The organism is Nocardioides sp. NPDC057772, from assembly GCF_042798075.1.
GTDB lineage: Bacteria > Actinomycetota > Actinomycetes > Propionibacteriales > Nocardioidaceae > Nocardioides.
Genome location: NZ_JBHVKN010000108.1, coordinates 1 through 17,104 on the forward strand (window position 1 = coordinate 1; position 17,104 = coordinate 17,104).

Below are 17,104 nucleotides of genomic sequence, written 5' to 3' on the forward strand. Positions count from 1 at the left end.
CGGCCGAAGGCCGTCATCTCGACAAGCTCGATACATCGCCTTGACTCCGGGGTTCGTCGAGAACACCCTCCGTAACGGGTCGGCGGCCACCAGCCATCGAGATCGAGCACCACGACACCCGACCCACAGCCCACCTGCTTGACTGCCACCATGACCGACACGCAGAACCCGAGTACGCCGATCAGCATGCTCTGGGAGTCGGCAGACCCACACACCGTGTTGGCCGAGCGCTTCCGCTTCACCTCCACGGCCGACGCAAGCAGCTGGCTACGAGGCGTGCTTGCCGAGCACTGGGGACTGAGGGTCGAAGCCTGCGAACGGCTGGTGATCAGCGACGCCAACTGCCTGGCGTGGATCACCGTCGGGGACCGCCGGATGATCGCCAAGTGGTCGATGCAGCCACGGTTGTTCGGGCGGTTGGCGGCGATCGCGAGGCTCACCGGCTGGCTGGGGGAGCGGGGGATACCTGTCTCGATGCCGCATCCGGCTCGGGACGGCAGACTCCAGGTGGAGGTCGACGGGTTCTCGATCGGGCTCCAGCAGGTGATCGACGGCGATCTGCTCGAAATCGACGACGCAGCGCAGGTGGAGGTGGCGGGGGAGATGCTTGCGCGCATGCACGCTGCCATGGCCAGCTATCCGGAGCAGATTCCCACGGACGAGCCGCCGGCGTCGGGGACCCAGTTGGTCGGCAATGACTTCCGGTCGGCCAACATCCTCTGGGCGGACGGCGGGATCGTGGCGGTCCTGGATCTGGAGGAGGCGACGTACCGCCGGCGGGTGGACGACCTCGCTCAGGCGGCAGTCCTCCTAGGGACGCGCTACCACGACTGGCGCCCGACGCCGGCCGAGGTGCGGGCGGCGTTCGTCGCGGCGTACGAGGGGGTTCTTCCTCTGGAGGAGGACGAGGCCGGTGCGCTCGACGACATCATCGAATCGCACCTGGCCCGCATCCGGTGGCCGGCGTGATCCGTCAGTCGCCGACGGCGTCGATGCCGCGCTGGACGATGAGCGGGTCGGGGGTGCCGACGATCTCAGGGTCCTTGTCGTCGTAGTCGTGGTTGGCGAGGAAGTAGCGCATCGCGTTGAGGCGGGCGCGCTTCTTGTCGTTGGACTTGATGGTGGTCCAGGGTGCCCAGTCGGTGTCGGTGCGGCGGAACATCTCCTCCTTGGCGGCGGTGTAGGAGTCCCACTTGTCCAGCGACTGCACGTCGATCGGGGAGAGCTTCCACTGCCGTACCGGATCGATCTGGCGGATGATGAAGCGGGTCCGCTGCTCGGAACGGGCGACCGAGAACCAGAACTTCGTGAGCGTGATCCCGGAGTCGACGAGCATCTGCTCGAAGAGCGGCACCTGGTGCATGAACTGCTCGTACTGGTCGTCGGTGGCAAAACCCATGACCCGCTCGACGCCGGCGCGGTTGTACCAGGACCGGTCGAACAGGACCATCTCCCCGGCGGTGGGCAGGTGCTGGACATAGCGCTGGAAGAACCACTGCTGCGCCTCACGGTCGGACGGCTTCGACAGCGCGACCGTGCGGGCGTAGCGGGGGTTGAGGTGCTCCATGAACCGCTTGATCGTGCCGCCCTTGCCGGCGGCGTCCCGGCCCTCGAAGAGCAGCACGTGCTTGCCGCCGACGCGGTCGTTCCAGCGCTGGAACTTCAGCAGCTCGACCTGGAGGAGGTACTTCTGCTCGTCGTAGACCTCGCGGGCGATCCGCTCGGCGTAGGGATAGTTCTCCCGCCAGGTGTCGACGGCCTTGCCGGCCGGGTCCAGGAGCACCGGATCGTCATCGTGGTCCTCGCCGATCGTGTGACCCTCGGTGATCAGGTTGTCGATGTATTCACGGAATCCCTGGGACATGCGCACGACCATAGGGAGGCGAGGTGAACGGGCGGCGACGTTTCAGCAAGGCTGCACCGTTTCAGCAAGCATGGCCATCGGGCCGTAACCTTGGTAGACGATGAATCCCCGGACCGTCTATCTGGACCACGCCGCCACCACTCCCATGGCCTCGGCGGCGATCGAGGCGATGACTGCGGAGCTGGCTCTGGTCGGCAACGCGAGCTCGCTGCACGCATCGGGCCGCCGCGCCCGCCGGGTGCTCGAGGAGTCCCGGGAACGGATCGCGGCGGCGCTCGGGTCCCGGCCGGGTGAGGTCGTCTTCACCTCCGGCGGCACCGAGGCCGACAACCTGGCGCTCAAGGGCGCCTTCTGGGCGCGCCGCGGCCAGGACCCCGCCCGCACCCGGATCCTGACGACCACCGTCGAGCACCACGCCGTGCTCGACCCGCTGCAGTGGCTGGAGACGACCGAGGGTGCTCAGGTCGAGCTCGTCGCGTGCGATGCGACCGGCCGGGTCGACCTCGCCGCGATGAAGGAGGCCATCGAGCGCGACCCCGCCTCGGTCGCGGTCATCTCGGTGATGTGGGCCAACAACGAGGTCGGCACGCTGCAGCCCGTGGCGGAGATCGCGGAGATGGCGGCCGCGCACGGCATCCCGGTCCACACCGACGCCGTCCAGGCGGTCGGCGCGGTGCCGGTCGACTTCGCGACCAGCGGCGTCGACGCACTCTCCCTGACCGGCCACAAGCTCGGCGGCCCGGTGGGCGCCGGTGCTCTGGTCGTGCGTCGCGAGCTCGAGCTGACCGCGCTCGTCCACGGTGGCGGCCAGGAGCGAGACGTACGCAGCGGCACCCACGCGACCGCGGCCATCGCCGGCTTCGCGGCGGCGGTCGAGCTCGCGGTCAAGGAGCAGGAGGCGTACGCGACGCGGGTCGGTGCCCTGCGCGACCGGCTGGTCGAGCAGGTGCTGGCGGTCGTGCCGGACTCCCACCTCAACGGTCCGCCGCTGGAGCCGCTGGGCCGCCACCGGCTGCCCAACAACGCCCAGATCGCCTTCCCGGGATGCGAGGGCGACTCGCTGCTGATGCTGCTCGACGCCGCCGGGGTCGAGTGCTCGACCGGCGCGGCTTGCTCCGCCGGAGTACCTCAGGCCTCTCACGTGCTCCTCGCCATGGGCCAGTCCGACGAGCAGGCGCGCTCCTCGCTGCGCTTCTCGCTCGGCCACACCACGACGGACGAAGACGTGGACCGGCTCGTCGCGGCGATCGGCCCAGCCGTCGAGCGCGGCCGGGCGGCAGGATTGCAGCGATGAGAGTAGTAGCCGCCATGTCCGGGGGAGTCGACTCCGCCGTCGCCGCCGCACGTGCCAAGGAGGCCGGTCACGACGTCACCGGCGTCCACCTGGCCCTGTCCCGCAACCCGGCGTCCTACCGCTCCGGTGCGCGCGGGTGCTGCACGATCGAGGACGCCAACGACGCCCGCCGCGCCGCCGACGTGATCGGCATCCCGTTCTACGTCTGGGACCTCTCGGACCGCTTCCACGAGGACGTGGTCGAGGATTTCATGTCGGAGTACGCCGAGGGCCGCACCCCCAACCCGTGCCTGCGCTGCAACGAGAAGATCAAGTTCGCCGCCGTGCTGGACCGGGCGCTCGCGCTCGGGTTCGACGCGGTCGCGACCGGCCACTACGCGACCTTGCGCCAGGGCGCCGACGGGCTGGTCGAGCTGCACCGCGCCGTCGACGGTGGCAAGGACCAGTCCTACGTGCTCGGTGTGCTCGACCAGGCGCAGCTCGAGCACTCGCTGTTCCCGCTGGGCGACACCCCCAAGCCGCTGGTGCGCGAGGAGGCCGCCCGCCGTGGCCTGCTCGTCGCGGACAAGCCCGACTCCCACGACATCTGCTTCGTCGCCGACGGCGACAACGCCGGGTGGCTGCGCGAGAAGCTGGGCGACCGTGCGCCCAACGAGTCCGGGCCGATCGTCGACGAGTCCGGTGAGGTGCTGGGCGAGCACCAGGGGACGTACGCCTACACGATCGGGCAGCGCAAGGGCCTCCGCCTCGGCAAGCCCGCGCCCGACGGGAAGCCCCGGTTCGTGCTCGACATCGAGCCGGTCTCCGGCACCGTCACCGTGGGGCCGCGCGAGCATCTGGCCGTCGACGGGCTCTCCGGGATCCGGCCGCGCTGGGCCGGGCGAGCACCCGAGGGCGTCCTGGAGGGCACCGTCCAGCTGCGCGCCCACGGCGACGAGCACCGGGCCCGGGTGACCGTGGTCTCGACAGGCTCGACCACCGACGCGGAGGTCGAGATCGAGCTGCTCGACCCGGCCTACGGCATCGCGCCGGGTCAGGCCGCGGTGATCTACGACGGCACCCGTGTCGTCGGGTCGGCCACGATCGCCTCGACCCGCCGGGCGGCTCTCACGTGAGGGCGACCGGAGTCGGGTCGCTGCCGGGCGAGGACTTCGCGGAGGCCTGCCGCATCGTGCTCGGTGAGCTCCAGGATCTGCCGCACCTGCCCGAGCTGCCCGCGCGGGGCGCGATCGCGAACATGACCGGCCGGGCGCTGGCCGTCCTCGACGGCCTCGACGCCGACCTGCAGCCCGCGGGCTGGCGGCTGACCGGCACCTCCGGCTCGGCGGGCGTCGACCATCGGCGTGCCCGGAGCCTGCTCGCCCAGGACCTCGACACCGTCGAGGAGCTGGCCCAGGACTCTCCGCTCACCTCCGGCGGCGGTGCGTTCAAGATCCAGGTCGCCGGACCTTGGACCCTGGCTGCCACCGTCGAGCGGCCACGTGGTGACAAGCTGCTCGCCGACCACGGCGCCCGGCGCGATCTCGCGCAGGCGCTGGCCGAGGGCGTACGCACCCACATCCGAGACGTACGCCGCCGCCTCCCCGGCGCGGACACCCTGGTCGTCCAGGTCGACGAGCCCGCGCTGAGCGCCGTGCTCAGCGCCCAGGTGCCGACCGCCTCGGGTTTCGGCAAGCACCGCAGCATCGACCTCCCCGAGGCCTCCCAATCACTGGAGTGGGTACTCGACGCGATCACCGACGAGGGCGCGGTCCCGTGGGTGCACTCGTGCGCGCCCGGCACCCCGCTCGGCCTGCTCCGCAAGGCCGGGGCGAAGGGGATCAGCGTCGACCTGACCCAGCTGACCGCAGCCGACCACGACGACCTGGCCACGGCCCTGGAGGCCGGCGACACGGTCGCGCTCGGGGTGATTCCCACGACCGCACCGGCAGGCACCACGCCCACCGACAAGACGGTCACCGAGACCGTGGAGCGCTGGCTGGACATGCTCGGGCTGGATACCGCGTACGACATCGTGCTGACCCCCGCGTGCGGCCTCGCCGGCGCCGACGGGCGGTGGGCGCGCACCGTCCTGCGCATCCTCACCGAAAGCGCCCGTCACCTGGCGTAGATTCCCCTCATGCAAAGACGGGGAATGGCTTTGATGGCTGCGGCGCTCCTGCTCGCCGGCTGCGGGAGCAGCGCGACCGAGGCGGATGACGGGTCCGGCGACAAAGCCAGCGAGGAGCCCGAGCCGGCGCCGTCGGTGAGCATCGACCCGGCCGACCTGAAGCCCGGAAACCGGCCGGCGACCCCGGAGGCGCTCGCCGCGATCACGCTCCAGCACGTACGCATCGTGCCGGAGACCTTCGACGGCGGCGACCTCTACTTCGAGCAGGACGAGGTCGGCACCGTGCTGGTGTGGGGAGCCGACCACACGCTCGAGGTCAAGGCCGGACCGGTCGACGACGACCTGCTCTCGACCTGGTGCCATGACGGGATGTCGGGCTGTGTCGAGGTGAAGGGCCAGAACGGCACCGCCACCGTCGCCTGGGATCTGGCCACCGACGACGGCACTCCCGGCCAGCTGATGGTCTCCCGCAAGGTCGGGGGAGAGGAGCGCAGGGCCGCCTACGTCGGCGAGAAGATCACCGAGGACCCGCGCGAGCTCGACCTCGAAGTGAGCGTGGACGATCTCGTCGCCCTCGTCACCGACCCGCGGCTGGGCACGAAGACGACGACGAAGATGACGAAGGCACAGGTCAGCGGCTTCCCGTCGGAAGGTGCCAACGGCGCCGGCGAGGTCCCGCTGACCGCCGGTGCGATCGCGGCGGGGCTGCTCGAGACCAAGGCGTACGCCGACATCGACTCCTTCGAGAAGGCCGATGTCTCGGCCTACGGCAAGGGGGCCTTCGGTGTCGTCGGCACCCGTCCCGACGGCAGCACCGTCACCGCGATCCACGCGCCGAACCTGCCGGCCGAAGCGCGGAAGTGCTCGAAGGCGCTCACCTGCTCGAAGGGCGACACCGACGGCTACGACGGCTGGACCGAGGGCTCGGCCGAGACCGTCCGCTGCCACGAGGCGCAGGGGGAGAGCCACGCCTTCTGTGCGGTCGTACGTCAGGAGGCACCGGCGCCGTTCCCCGGCGACGAGCTCGACCCGGTTCTCACCGGCCTCGAGGCAGGGCTGGAGGCGCTGTGGCCGACCGTTCCCGCCGAGACCGCGCGCCGGGGCGAGTCGCTGCTCTGACCGCCCTCAGCGTCCGGCGACCCGCTGGCCCTCGTAGGCCTGGGCTCGCTGGCTCGGCGGAGCGAACGACTCCGGTGGGCGAGGCCCGCGGTGGGTGGGCTGCAGCGGAGCCGCGTGCTGCGGGGCCGCGGGCTGCGGAGCTGCGTGCTGCGGAGCTGCGTGCTGCGGTTCCAGATGCCGCGGCCGGGGCTGACGCCTGATCGGCGGCTGGTCCTCGGGGATGCGACGGGGGAGCGGGGCCTCGTGGCGGGGCTCGTGGCGGCGCTGGGGTTGCTGGCGGGGATGGGCGGGGTAGGGCCCCGATGCCTGCCGCGGATCCGCGGGATAGCGCGGCGGCACCTGGGCGTAGCCGGGCTCGTCCCATTCCTGGTCCCGCTTGCGGCGCCCGGTGAGCATGGCGACGGCGCCGGCCACGAGGGCGAGGACGATCATCGTGGCGACGATGATCCAGGTGAGCAGGCCGACGCCGCCGTCCTCGGACGGCGTGGCCTTCTCGACGGTGCTCGTTGCCGGTGCGCAGCTGCTCTCGGCGCACTCGCCGTCGCTGGGCGTGCCGGTCACGACGAACCTGATCCCGCGGTTCACCGACCCCTGGAAGGTGAGGGTGTGCTTGCCGAGGCCGATGTCCTTGGGAAGGCGCCCGGACCACTTCGCGATGCCGCGGCCGTTGGCCTTCACGCTGGTGGAGAGGACCAGCGGGGTCGAGTAGACGACGACCCGGATGCCGGTCTCGTGGGGCTTGAAGCCGGAGGCCTGGGCGTGGATCACGTCGTCGGCGTCGATGGAGACGTCGTCGAGGCCGGTGAGGGTCAGGCCCTTGGCCGTCGGCGGCTCCTCGGGCGCGGTCCACGGCTTCTTGGAGGCCTTGCCCTTCGGCCTCTCGCCGGATCCGTCATCAGCGCCTTCCCCGGAGCCGTCACCGGAGGGCCGACCCGAGGACGTACCACCGCCGGAGCCCGTGCCAGAGCCGGTGCCCGACCCCGTGCCCGACCCCGTGCCCGATCCGTCTGACCCGGTGTCGCCAGACGGCTCCTCCGGGGTCGGTGAGCTGCTGGGCTCGGAGAGCGCCTCGAAGTCGAAGGGAACGCCCACCGTCCGCGAGTCGGAGGAGTCGTAGACGTCGCGTCCGCCGCCGCGCATCGTCATGATCTGGTAGTCGGTGCCAGGATCGAGCCGGGCGACCTGTGCGGCGTCGAGGGTGAAGGTGTAGGTCCAGTCGTCGGGGTTGTCGGGATCGAACACGACCGACTTGATGAACGTGCTCCTCGTGCCCGATCCGACGTAGCCGGCTGGGTTGAGGGCGATCTCGATGCCGGGGTCCCGGCCGGAGTAGTCGGTGCCGTGGACACTGAGGACCACGCCGTCCTTCGACTGCTCGACGATCGTCACCTCGACCTCGGCGTCGGAGAAGGCGCTCCCCAGACCGAGCGCGTACGTCGCGCCGACGGGGGCCAGCAGGAGCGCGAGCACCGCCAACAGCGTCACCACGAGCCGAGAAAACACCGCAGACCTCACAAGGCGGTCACTTGGGGGCAAGGTGTCGGCCCGCCTCTCCCGACGCGGGAGGAAGGTAGCCTGCTTTACCTGCCATCGTGAGACCCGTCACCCAGGTGTTGATCGGTTGCGTCGATATTGAGGGCGTTGAGAGTCGTTTGGGCTGATGAAACGCCGAAAACGCCCGGGTGGGTATGCGCGCGCAAAATGTCGGCGGGACCGGGCAAGATGGTGCCCGTGAACGATGACCTGACCGCCGACGCGACCCCGGAGCACAAGAACGAGCACCAGGAGCTCGCCGAGCAGATCGAGGACGCTCGCTACCGCTACTACGTGCTCGACGACCCGACGCTCTCCGACGCCGAGTTCGACCAGTTGTGGCGCCGGATCAACGAGCTCGAGGAGCAGTTCCCGGAGCTGCGCACGCCCGACTCGCCGACCCAGAAGGTCGGCGGCACGTTCTCGACGGAGTTCACCGCGGTCGACCACCTGCAGCGGATGGAGTCGCTCGACAACGTCTTCTCTTATCAAGAGCTCGCCGCCTGGCACGCCCGGATCGCGAAGGACGGTGCCGGCCAGGCCGAGCTGCTGTGCGAGCTCAAGGTCGACGGTCTCGCGATCAACCTGCTCTACGAGAAGGGCCGCCTGGTCCGGGCGCTGACCCGTGGCGACGGCCGCACGGGTGAGGACGTCACCCCGAACGTACGCACCATCAAGTCGATCCCGCACCGGCTCAACGGCACCGACGAGTTCCCGGTGCCCGACCTGGTCGAGGTGCGCGGCGAGGTCTTCTTGTCGATCGAGGCCTTCGACAAGCTCAACGCCTCCCTGGTCGATGCGGGCAAGCCGATGTTCGCCAACCCGCGCAACTCCGCGGCCGGGTCGTTGCGCCAGAAGGACCCGCGGGTGACCGCGACCCGCGAGCTCGGGATGGTCTGCCACGGAATCGGGGCCAGGGAGGGCTTCCAGCCGGTCGCCCAGTCGCATGCGTACGACGCCCTCAAGGCGTGGGGCCTGCCCACCTCCAACCGGGTCAAGGTGCTCAAGACGCTCCAGGAGGTCGAGGAGTTCATCAGCTACTTCGGCGAGCACCGCCACGACGTCACCGAGCACGAGATCGACGGTGTCGTGATCAAGGTCGACGACATCTCGCTGCAGCGCCGACTCGGCTCCACCAGCCGCGCGCCGCGCTGGGCGATCGCCTACAAGTATCCGCCGGAGGAGGTCAACGCCAAGCTGCTCGCCATCGACGTCGGCGTCGGTCGCACCGGCCGGGTCACCCCCTTCGGTGTCATGGAGCCCACCAAGGTCGCGGGCTCGACCGTCGAGCGCGCGACGCTGCACAACGCCCACGAGGTCAAGCGCAAGGACGTACGCCCCGGCGACACGATCATCCTCCGCAAGGCCGGCGACGTGATCCCCGAGATCCTCGGCCCGGTGCTGCCGCTGCGTCCCGAAGGGCTGCCCCAGTGGGTGATGCCCACCGAGTGCCCCGCGTGCGGCACGACGCTCGCCGAGCAGAAGGAGGGCGACAAGGACCTGCGCTGCCCCAACCACCGCGGGTGCCCGGCGCAGGTGCGGGAGCGGGTCTTCTTCGCCTCTGGCCGAGGTGCCTTCGACATCGAGGGGATGGGCTACGAGGCGGCCGACGCGCTGCTGGCCAACGACGTGATCACCAACGAGGGCGACATCTTCGACCTCGACGAGGCCAAGCTCGCGACCACCACGTTCTTCACCCGCACGGCGAAGAAGGCCGAGAGGGAGGCGGGGGCCGGCGAGCGCGTGCTCAACGCCAACGCCCTCGGTCTGCTCGCCAACCTCCAGGAGCGTAAGCAGGTCCCTCTGTGGCGGGTCTTGGTCGCGCTGTCCATCCGCCACGTCGGTCCGTCCGCGGCCCGCGCCCTGGCCACCGAGTTCGGCTCCCTCGACGCCATCTGGGCGGCCTCCCAGGAGGAGCTCGCCGCCACCGAGGGTGTCGGTGGGATCATCGCCGAGGCCATCGTCGAGTGGCGCCAGATCGACTGGCACCAGGAGATCGTCGACAAGTGGCGCGCGGCCGGGGTCTCCCTCGCCGACGAGCGGGACGAGTCGGTGCCCCGCACGCTCGAAGGTCTGACCGTCGTCGTCACCGGGTCGCTGGAGGACTTCTCGCGCGATGGCGCGAAGGAGGCGATCATCAGTCGCGGCGGCAAGGCGGCCGGCTCGGTCTCCAAGAAGACCGACTACGTCGTGGTCGGCGACAATGCCGGCTCGAAGGCCGCCAAGGCCGAGGAGCTGGGCCTGCCGATCCTGGACGAGGCGGCGTTCAAGATCCTTCTGGAGAGCGGCCCGACTGGACTCGGCTAGAAAATACCCCCCCATAGTGTGGCGTCGTGCTCGACGCCCTTCCCCCGCTTCTCACGGTCGCCGCGGTCCTTCTGGTCCCGGCGACCGTGCTGTTGTTCACGATCCGTACGCCCCGAACCGGCTCGCTCTCCCCGGTCACCGCGCTCCTCGCGGCGGTCCTCACCGCGCTCGCTGCCGCCGGGGTCGGCCTGCTGCTCGGCCAGGACGCGACCCGGGCCGCGGTCGGGGCCGTCGCCCTCGGTGGCTCGCTGCTGCTCTGGCTGCCCGCGGCGCGGGACTGGGACGTACGCGGTCTGGTCGCCTGGGCGCTCACCATCGACGTCGGCCTGCTCTATCTGACCTACGTGGGGCTGTGGACCGTCAGCGTTCACCCCGGCGTGTGGACGACCACGCTGTCGGGCCTGCTGTGGCTGTTGGAGGTCTTCGTCTTCCTCATCGGCGTGGGCTACCTGTGGGAGATGGTCGACGTCCTCGCCCGGCGTCGCTGGCGTGGTTGGCCCATCCGTGGCGAGCACCACCCGGGCTGGCGCCGGCCGTTCGTGAGCCTGCACGTGCCCACCCACAACGAGCCGCCCGACATGGTCATCGAGACGCTTCAGCGGATGCTCGAGCTCGACTACGACGCGTACGAGATCCTGGTCATCGACAACAACACCGACGATCCTGCGCTGTGGCGGCCGGTGCAGGACTTCTGCGAGCAGTACGACGGGCTCACCTTCATCCACCTGGCCAACTGGCCGGGTTTCAAGTCCGGTGCGCTCAACTATGCGCTGACCAGGATGAACCCGCACACCGAGGTCGTCGGTGTCGTCGACGCCGACTACCACGTCGCTCCCGACTTCCTGGCCCACAACGCCCCGCTGTTCAGCGACGAGTCGGTGGCCTTCGTGCAGACGCCGCAGGACTACCGGGACTGGGACGTCTCCCCCTACTTCCGCCGGCTCTACCATTCCTATGGCTACTTCTTCGACGTCAGCCAGGTCTCGCGCAACGAGCGCAACGGCGCCATCTTCGGCGGCACCATGGGGCTGATCCGGGCCTCTGCGCTGGTCCGGTCCGGCGGCTGGGACGAGTGGTGCATCACCGAGGACGCCGAGCTGTCCCTGCGGCTGTTGAAGATGGGCTACAACGGCATGCACGTCGACCGCTCCTACGGCCACGGCGTGATGCCGCTGACGTTCGAGACGCTCAAGAAGCAGCGGTTCCGGTGGTGCTTCGGCGGCATCCAGATCCTGCGGACGCACTGGCGCTCGCTGCTGCCCGGACGTCCGACCGAGGACAACCAGCTGACCCTGGCGCAGCGCTGGGCCTACCTCGTCGGCGGGCTGCAGTGGTTCGGCGACCTCGCCGGTGCGCTGTTCACCTTCTTCCTGATCTCAGGCGCACTCGACCTGATCCTCGGCGGGGGACTCGTCGTACGCCGGCTCTCGGGGCTCCTCCTGTTCGCCACCGTCGCGCTGGTGCTCTTCGGTGCGGCACGCTCGATCGCGCTGGTCAGGCTCCGCGGCGGGGCCTCCTGGCGCGACGCGCTCGGTGCGTTCGGGCTGTGGCTGGCACTCGGGGTGACCGTCGCCCGGGCCTCCTGGCTCGGGCTGGTCTCGCGCGAGGGCACGTTCCTGCGTACGCCGAAGATCAAGGGGCGGCCGCGGGTGCGTGACGTGGTGCGGGGCAACCTGGTCGAGACCGTCGCGGCCGCCGTCTGTCTCGTCCTCGCACTCGTCGTGGCTGTCACCGGTGGGCCGACCGGGATCGCCCTCGCTGCACTGCTCGGCTTCCAGGGAGTCGGCTATGCACTGGCTCCTATCAACAGCTTGGCGGCGATCCGCAGCGACCTGCCGGCCGACCTGCGCCGCCGCCGCGAGCGGATCTGGGCATGGAGCGCGGCCGCCGCTCCCGCTGCTCGGCGTGGGGGACTGGTGCTGGCCTTCTCCGCGGTGATGGTCGCCGGACTGCTCGCCCTGGCCGCCCCGGTGGGCAGCCCGGACGTACCCGAGGTCGGCGACGTCCACGGAGCGCTCGAGAAGAAGTCGCGGGCCGAGGACGACGAGCGCTCACCGGCGCCGAGCCCGGGCCCGGCGGCGGACGAGGACCCGACCACCGGCCCGACCGAGGCTCCAAAGAGTACGCCCAGCCCGGCCGGCGCGACGGCCAGCGATCGGCCGACCCAGGCCGCCGAGCCGACCCCGTCGACAGACCCCACCCGAGGGGCCGAGCCGACCCAGGCGCCGCCCGCCCAGCCCGGCGCGCCGGGCAGGCCGACCGACAAGCCGTCCAACGGCGGCGGTCCGAACAAGGCGCGGTAGGCCCGCGAGGGGTCAGGACTGGTTCATCGTGCCGCTGATCGTGTCGGCGCGCTTCGTCAAGGTGACCGGCGTATCGGCGCACTCTTGGCCGACCTCGTCGCATATCTCCACCCTCGTTCCGGACGCCCGGATCAGCTGTCCCTCAGGGGTCCAGCCGAGGTGGTCGCCGAGCTCGACGGCGGTCTCGGTGCCCTGGCTGAGGTCGTAGATCGGCGCGGTCGGGGTGTCATAGCTGCAGTTGTCGTTCTCGTCGCACATCAAATAGGGCGCTGCCAGGGCATGGTTGCTGTCGGGCGAGAGCTTGAGCCTGATCAGGCCGTCGGGGTATTCGGAGGAGCGAGTGGTCAGGAGAACCTGGCCCGTGGCCACCTCGACCACTCTCTGGATTTCACCGGTCGCATCCTGGGTCACCGCGCGGCCGTTGATCACCTCGGTGGTGTAGCCGCCCGGGAGCCCCTTCGAGGTGGAGACCTGCCCGGAACGCCAGGCGACGTCGAGGGTGCGGTCATCGAGGGCGACGTAGGCGTGCTCGCCGTCGACCGCGACCGGCGGCGTCTTCCAGCCGGCCCAGGTGTACTTCCCGGAGAACGGGACGTCGGCGACCTTCTCGCCGGTGCCGAGGTCGACGACGCGCACCAGCCAACCGTCACCGCGGTCGACGGTCCAGGAGACGTAGGGCGAGTCGGGGTCGGTGCCGATCAGCCGGTCGCTCACGTCGCCGAGGTCGAGCGGTTGAACACCGGCCGTCGTGATCAGCGAGAGGCGCGCGTTCGTGTCCGTGCTCCGGGCAAGCAGGCCGACCGAGGTGTAGCGCAGGTCGTTCACGCGGCCGCCGTACGTCACCACGCTCCCGTCGCCGAAGTGGACGCTGCCGCCCTCCGCGACCGCCCAGCCCCGGGGGTCTCCCTCGGCCGCGGCGATGTGGAGACCGTCGTTGCCGAGCGTCCCGCCCAGGACGTACGTCCCGAGCGCGCCGGCCATCGTCAGGGCCGCCGCACCGGCGACCCAGCGGGCGCGCCGGCGCCGGCGGACGGCGCGAGCGCGAAGGTGGAGCTCGTCGGTGGCCAGACGAGGCACGGCGACCTCGTCGGCGGCGTCGCGGAGCAGCGTACGCAGGTCGTTGTCGGTCACTGGGTCGCCTCCAGGGTGAGAGTCGGGTCGCCGAGGATGGTGCGGAGCTTGTCGAGGGCGAAGGAGGTCTGGCTCTTCACCGTGCCCTCCGAGCAGCCGAGGAGGTCGGCGGTCCGGCGTACGTCGAGATCCTCGTAGAAGCGGAGGACCACGACGGCGCGCTGGCGCGGGGGCAGCGCGGCGACCGCGTCGAGCAGCACCGAGCGGGTGGTCGGATCGTTCTCGTGACCGAGGTCGGGAAGGACCTCGGTGGGATGCTCGCGGTTCCACGAAGCCTTCCGGAACCAGCTCATCGCGGTGTTGAACAGCACCTGCCGGGCGTAGGCAGGGGCGGCTTCGAGGGTGCGCACCCGGCCCCAGTTCCCGTAGGTCTTCGCCAAAACGGTCTGGACCAGGTCCTCCGCGCTGGCATGGTCCCCGACGAGCAGGTAGGCGGAACGATAGAGCCGCGGCCAGGCGACCTGGGCGAACTCGTCGAACTGCTCCTGGGTTGGGGGTCTCGCCATCGATCCATCCGATCTCTCGAGCCGATTGTCAGGGTTGAGGACGCGGTGGGGCCACTGATCGGTTGTATGTGGGCAGAACTCCGCGGAGAACGGGCCCGGCCGAGGTGAGAGTTGGGGCTTCCGCCGCCTAGGATGTGCAGCATGCCAGAAATCACCCGCGACGAGGTCGCGCACCTGGCCGACCTCGCCCGCATCGACCTCAGCGACGCCGAGCTCGATCACCTTGCCCCGCAGCTGCAGGTGATCCTCGAGTCCGTCGCCTCGATCCAGGGGCTTGCCGGCGACGACGTGCCTGCCACCTCCCACCCGCTTCCGCTGACCAACGTCTTCCGTGAGGACGTCGTCGTGCCCGGCCTGACGCCGGAGCAGGCGCTCTCCGGCGCGCCTGCCGTCGAGGAGCAGCGATTCTCGGTGCCGCGGATTCTGGGGGACGAGCAGTGAGCAGCGACCTGATCCTGAAGACGGCCGCGGAGCTGGCCGACGCACTCGCCGCCGGCGAGACCACCTCGGTCGAGCTGACCCAGGCCCACCTCGACCGCATCGCGGCGGTCGACGGCGACGTCCACGCCTTCCTGCACATCGACGCCGAGGGTGCGCTGTCCCAGGCCGCCGCGTCCGACGCGCGCCGGGCCAACGGCGACGCGCTGCATGCTCTCGATGGCGTACCGATCGCGGTCAAGGACGTGCTGACCACCACCGGTCTGCCGACGACCTGCGGCTCCAAGATCCTCGAAGGCTGGGTCCCGCCCTACGACGCGACCGTGGTCAAGAAGATCAAGAACGCCGGTCTGCCGATCCTGGGCAAGACCAACATGGATGAGTTCGCGATGGGCTCCTCCACCGAGCACTCGGCGTACGGCCCGACGAAGAACCCGTGGAAGCTCGACCGGATCCCCGGCGGCTCCGGTGGTGGCTCGGCCGCCGCCGTCGCCGCCTTCGAGGCGCCGCTCGCGCTCGGCACCGACACCGGCGGCTCCATCCGCCAGCCGGGTGCCGTCACCGGCACCGTCGGCGTGAAGCCGACCTACGGCTCGGTCTCCCGCTACGGCCTGGTCGCCCTGGCCAACTCGCTGGACCAGGTCGGTCCGGTGACCCGCACCGTCCTCGACTCGGCGCTTCTCCACGAGCTGATCGGCGGCCACGACCCGCTCGACTCCACCTCCACCACGACCCCGGTGACCGGGCTCGTCGACGCCGCCCGTGCGGGCGCGACCGGCGACCTGAAGGGCCTCAAGGTCGGCGTCATCAAGGAGCTCGCGGGCGAAGGCTGGGCGCCCGACGTGATGGCGAAGTTCAACGAGTCGGTCGACCTGCTCACCAAGCTGGGTGCCGACGTCGTCGAGGTCTCCACCCCGAGCTTCAAGCACGCGATGGCGGCCTACTACCTGATCCTGCCGGCGGAGTGCTCCTCCAACCTGGCCAAGTTCGACGCGATGCGCTACGGCCTGCGGGTCACCCCCGACGGCGACCCGAGCGCCGAGGACGTGATGAAGGCCTCGCGCGACGCCGGCTTCGGCGACGAGGTCAAGCGCCGCATCATCCTCGGCACCTACGCGCTGAGCAGCGGCTACTACGACGCCTACTACGGCCAGGCGCAGAAGATCCGCACGCTGATCATCGAGGACTTCAAGAAGGCCTTCGAGCAGGTCGACGTGCTGGTCTCGCCGACGTCGCCGTCGACCGCGTTCCCGCTGGGTGCCAAGCTCGACGACCCGCTCGCGATGTACATGCAGGACCTGGCCACCATCCCGGCCAACCTGGCCGGCACGCCCGGCATCTCCGTCCCGGCCGGGGTCTCCGACGTGGACGGGCTGCCCGTCGGCGTACAGCTCCTGGCGCCGGTCCTGGAGGACGCCCGTCTCTACCGCGTCGGTGCCGCCCTCGAGGCCGCCATCGGTCCGGTGCTCTCGATCGACAAGCTGGAGGTGGCCCGATGAGCGAGACTCTTGTGGCATTCGACGAGGTGCTGGAGCGCTACGATCCGGCGATGGGCCTGGAGGTCCACGTCGAGCTCAACACCAACACCAAGATGTTCTGCGGCTGCCCGGCGACGTTCGGCGGCGAGCCCAACTCCCAGGTGTGCCCGACCTGTCTCGGCCTGCCCGGCTCGATGCCGGTCGTGAACGCCAAGGCCGTGGAGTCGGCGATCCGGATCGGGCTCGCGCTCAACGGGTCCATCGCGGAGTGGTGCCGGTTCGCCCGGAAGAACTACTTCTACCCGGACATGCCGAAGAACTTCCAGACCTCGCAGTACGACGAGCCGATCGTCTACGACGGCTACCTCGACGTCGAGGTCGAGGGGGAGACCTTCCGGGTCGAGATCGAGCGCGCCCACATGGAGGAGGACACCGGCAAGACCACCCACATCGGTGGCTCGACCGGCCGCATCCACGGCGCCGACTACTCGCTGGTCGACTACAACCGCGCCGGCATCCCCCTGATCGAGATCGTCACCCGTCCGATCCTCGGCACCGGTGCCAAGGCTCCGCTGGTGGCCAAGGCCTACGTCGCCGCGCTGCGCGAGATCCTGCTGGGACTGGGGGTCTCCGACGTACGCATGGACCAGGGCTCGATGCGCTGCGACGTCAACCTGTCGCTGTCCCCGAAGGGCTCCGACAAGCTCGGCACCCGCACCGAGACGAAGAACGTGAACTCGCTGCGCTCGGTCGAGCGGGCCGTACGTTTCGAGATGTCTCGCCACGCCGCGATCCTCGACGCGGGGGAGGCGATCTTCCAGGAGACCCGCCACTTCCACGAGGACACCGGGACCACCTCGGCCGGTCGGCCGAAGTCGGACGCCGACGACTACCGCTACTTCCCCGAGCCGGACCTCGTCCCGGTCGCGCCGAGCCGTGAGTGGGTGGAGGAGCTGCGCGGCACGCTGCCCGAGCCGCTCGCCGAGAAGCGTGCCCGGCTGCAGGCCGAGTGGGGCCACTC

14 protein-coding genes are annotated in these 17,104 nt (G+C 70.3%); 10 read left to right on the forward strand and 4 right to left on the reverse strand.

The features are described from left to right. The first annotated feature begins 150 nt into the window (after positions 1 to 150). On the forward strand, positions 151 to 969 hold the full coding sequence (locus ACFVJS_RS17365) for a phosphotransferase enzyme family protein (protein WP_378882608.1): 819 nt from the start codon (positions 151 to 153) through the stop codon (positions 967 to 969). A gap of 4 nt (positions 970 to 973) precedes the next feature. Here the strand turns inward: ACFVJS_RS17365 and ppk2 are convergent, their stop codons facing one another. After that, positions 974 to 1,864, reverse strand: a complete 891-nt coding sequence (gene ppk2, locus ACFVJS_RS17370; protein WP_378882611.1) for a polyphosphate kinase 2 — start codon at positions 1,862 to 1,864, stop codon at positions 974 to 976. Between the two features lie 100 nt (positions 1,865 to 1,964). On the opposite strand from ppk2, the gene ACFVJS_RS17375 reads away from it, so the two are divergent. From ACFVJS_RS17375 to ACFVJS_RS17390, 4 genes are read left to right on the forward strand one after another with little or no spacing between them, the layout of a single operon-like run. Beyond that, complete coding sequence (locus ACFVJS_RS17375; protein ID WP_378882614.1) at positions 1,965 to 3,158, forward strand: cysteine desulfurase family protein; 1,194 nt, start codon at positions 1,965 to 1,967, stop codon at positions 3,156 to 3,158. Beyond that, complete coding sequence (gene mnmA, locus ACFVJS_RS17380; protein WP_378882616.1) at positions 3,155 to 4,273, forward strand: tRNA 2-thiouridine(34) synthase MnmA; 1,119 nt, start codon at positions 3,155 to 3,157, stop codon at positions 4,271 to 4,273. Before ACFVJS_RS17375 ends, mnmA begins: the two co-directional genes overlap by 4 nt. Beyond that, positions 4,270 to 5,268 (forward strand): methionine synthase, encoded by a 999-nt coding sequence (locus ACFVJS_RS17385; protein WP_378882619.1) that lies wholly within the window; start codon positions 4,270 to 4,272, stop codon positions 5,266 to 5,268. The genes mnmA and ACFVJS_RS17385 overlap by 4 nt, the downstream gene beginning before the upstream one ends. A 9-nt stretch (positions 5,269 to 5,277) precedes the next feature. Next, a complete protein-coding gene (locus ACFVJS_RS17390; protein WP_378882621.1) occupies positions 5,278 to 6,387 on the forward strand; it encodes a hypothetical protein in 1,110 nt (369 codons plus the stop codon). Positions 6,388 to 6,393: 6 nt separating this feature from the next. Here ACFVJS_RS17390 and ACFVJS_RS17395 read toward each other — a convergent pair whose 3' ends face one another. Continuing rightward, on the reverse strand, positions 6,394 to 7,875 hold the full coding sequence (locus ACFVJS_RS17395) for a hypothetical protein (protein WP_378882624.1): 1,482 nt from the start codon (positions 7,873 to 7,875) through the stop codon (positions 6,394 to 6,396). 234 nt (positions 7,876 to 8,109) lie between these two features. On the opposite strand from ACFVJS_RS17395, the gene ligA reads away from it, so the two are divergent. Together ligA and ACFVJS_RS17405 are read left to right on the forward strand one after the other, a co-directional pair. Further along, entirely contained in the window at positions 8,110 to 10,227 is a 2,118-nt protein-coding gene (ligA, locus tag ACFVJS_RS17400) for an NAD-dependent DNA ligase LigA (protein WP_378882627.1), read from the forward strand. A 26-nt stretch (positions 10,228 to 10,253) separates the two neighbouring features. Further along, positions 10,254 to 12,530 (forward strand): glycosyltransferase, encoded by a 2,277-nt coding sequence (locus tag ACFVJS_RS17405; protein WP_378882629.1) that lies wholly within the window; start codon positions 10,254 to 10,256, stop codon positions 12,528 to 12,530. 12 nt (positions 12,531 to 12,542) lie between these two features. Here the strand turns inward: ACFVJS_RS17405 and ACFVJS_RS17410 are convergent, their stop codons facing one another. Then, positions 12,543 to 13,661, reverse strand: a complete 1,119-nt coding sequence (locus ACFVJS_RS17410; RefSeq protein WP_378882632.1) for a hypothetical protein — start codon at positions 13,659 to 13,661, stop codon at positions 12,543 to 12,545. Then, positions 13,658 to 14,167: a SigE family RNA polymerase sigma factor gene (locus tag ACFVJS_RS17415; protein ID WP_378882635.1), complete on the reverse strand. Its 510-nt coding sequence runs from the start codon at positions 14,165 to 14,167 to the stop codon at positions 13,658 to 13,660. The genes ACFVJS_RS17410 and ACFVJS_RS17415 overlap by 4 nt, the downstream gene beginning before the upstream one ends. A 141-nt stretch (positions 14,168 to 14,308) precedes the next feature. On the opposite strand from ACFVJS_RS17415, the gene gatC reads away from it, so the two are divergent. From gatC to gatB, 3 genes are all read left to right on the forward strand, one after another. Beyond that, a complete protein-coding gene (gene gatC, locus ACFVJS_RS17420; protein WP_165110239.1) occupies positions 14,309 to 14,608 on the forward strand; it encodes an Asp-tRNA(Asn)/Glu-tRNA(Gln) amidotransferase subunit GatC in 300 nt (99 codons plus the stop codon). Continuing rightward, positions 14,605 to 16,104, forward strand: coding sequence for an Asp-tRNA(Asn)/Glu-tRNA(Gln) amidotransferase subunit GatA (gene gatA / locus ACFVJS_RS17425; RefSeq protein WP_378882639.1), 1,500 nt, complete (start codon positions 14,605 to 14,607; stop codon positions 16,102 to 16,104). The genes gatC and gatA overlap by 4 nt, the downstream gene beginning before the upstream one ends. Further along, the coding region (gene gatB, locus ACFVJS_RS17430; RefSeq protein WP_378882642.1) for an Asp-tRNA(Asn)/Glu-tRNA(Gln) amidotransferase subunit GatB at positions 16,101 to 17,104 on the forward strand (1,004 nt) is incomplete at its 3' end. The genes gatA and gatB, both read left to right, overlap by 4 nt.

Bases quoted from the DNA above. Each gene is read 5' to 3' on its own strand.
- ACFVJS_RS17365 (WP_378882608.1), top strand. From the start codon at position 151: ATGACCGACACGCAGAACCCGAGTACGCCGATCAGCATGCTCTGGGAG.
- ppk2 (WP_378882611.1), bottom strand. From the start codon at position 1,864: ATGTCCCAGGGATTCCGTGAATACATCGACAACCTGATCACCGAGGGT.
- ACFVJS_RS17375 (WP_378882614.1), top strand. From the start codon at position 1,965: ATGAATCCCCGGACCGTCTATCTGGACCACGCCGCCACCACTCCCATG.
- mnmA (WP_378882616.1), top strand. From the start codon at position 3,155: ATGAGAGTAGTAGCCGCCATGTCCGGGGGAGTCGACTCCGCCGTCGCC.
- ACFVJS_RS17390 (WP_378882621.1), top strand. From the start codon at position 5,278: ATGCAAAGACGGGGAATGGCTTTGATGGCTGCGGCGCTCCTGCTCGCC.
- ligA (WP_378882627.1), top strand. From the start codon at position 8,110: ATGGTGCCCGTGAACGATGACCTGACCGCCGACGCGACCCCGGAGCAC.
- ACFVJS_RS17415 (WP_378882635.1), bottom strand. From the start codon at position 14,167: ATGGCGAGACCCCCAACCCAGGAGCAGTTCGACGAGTTCGCCCAGGTC.
- gatC (WP_165110239.1), top strand. From the start codon at position 14,309: ATGCCAGAAATCACCCGCGACGAGGTCGCGCACCTGGCCGACCTCGCC.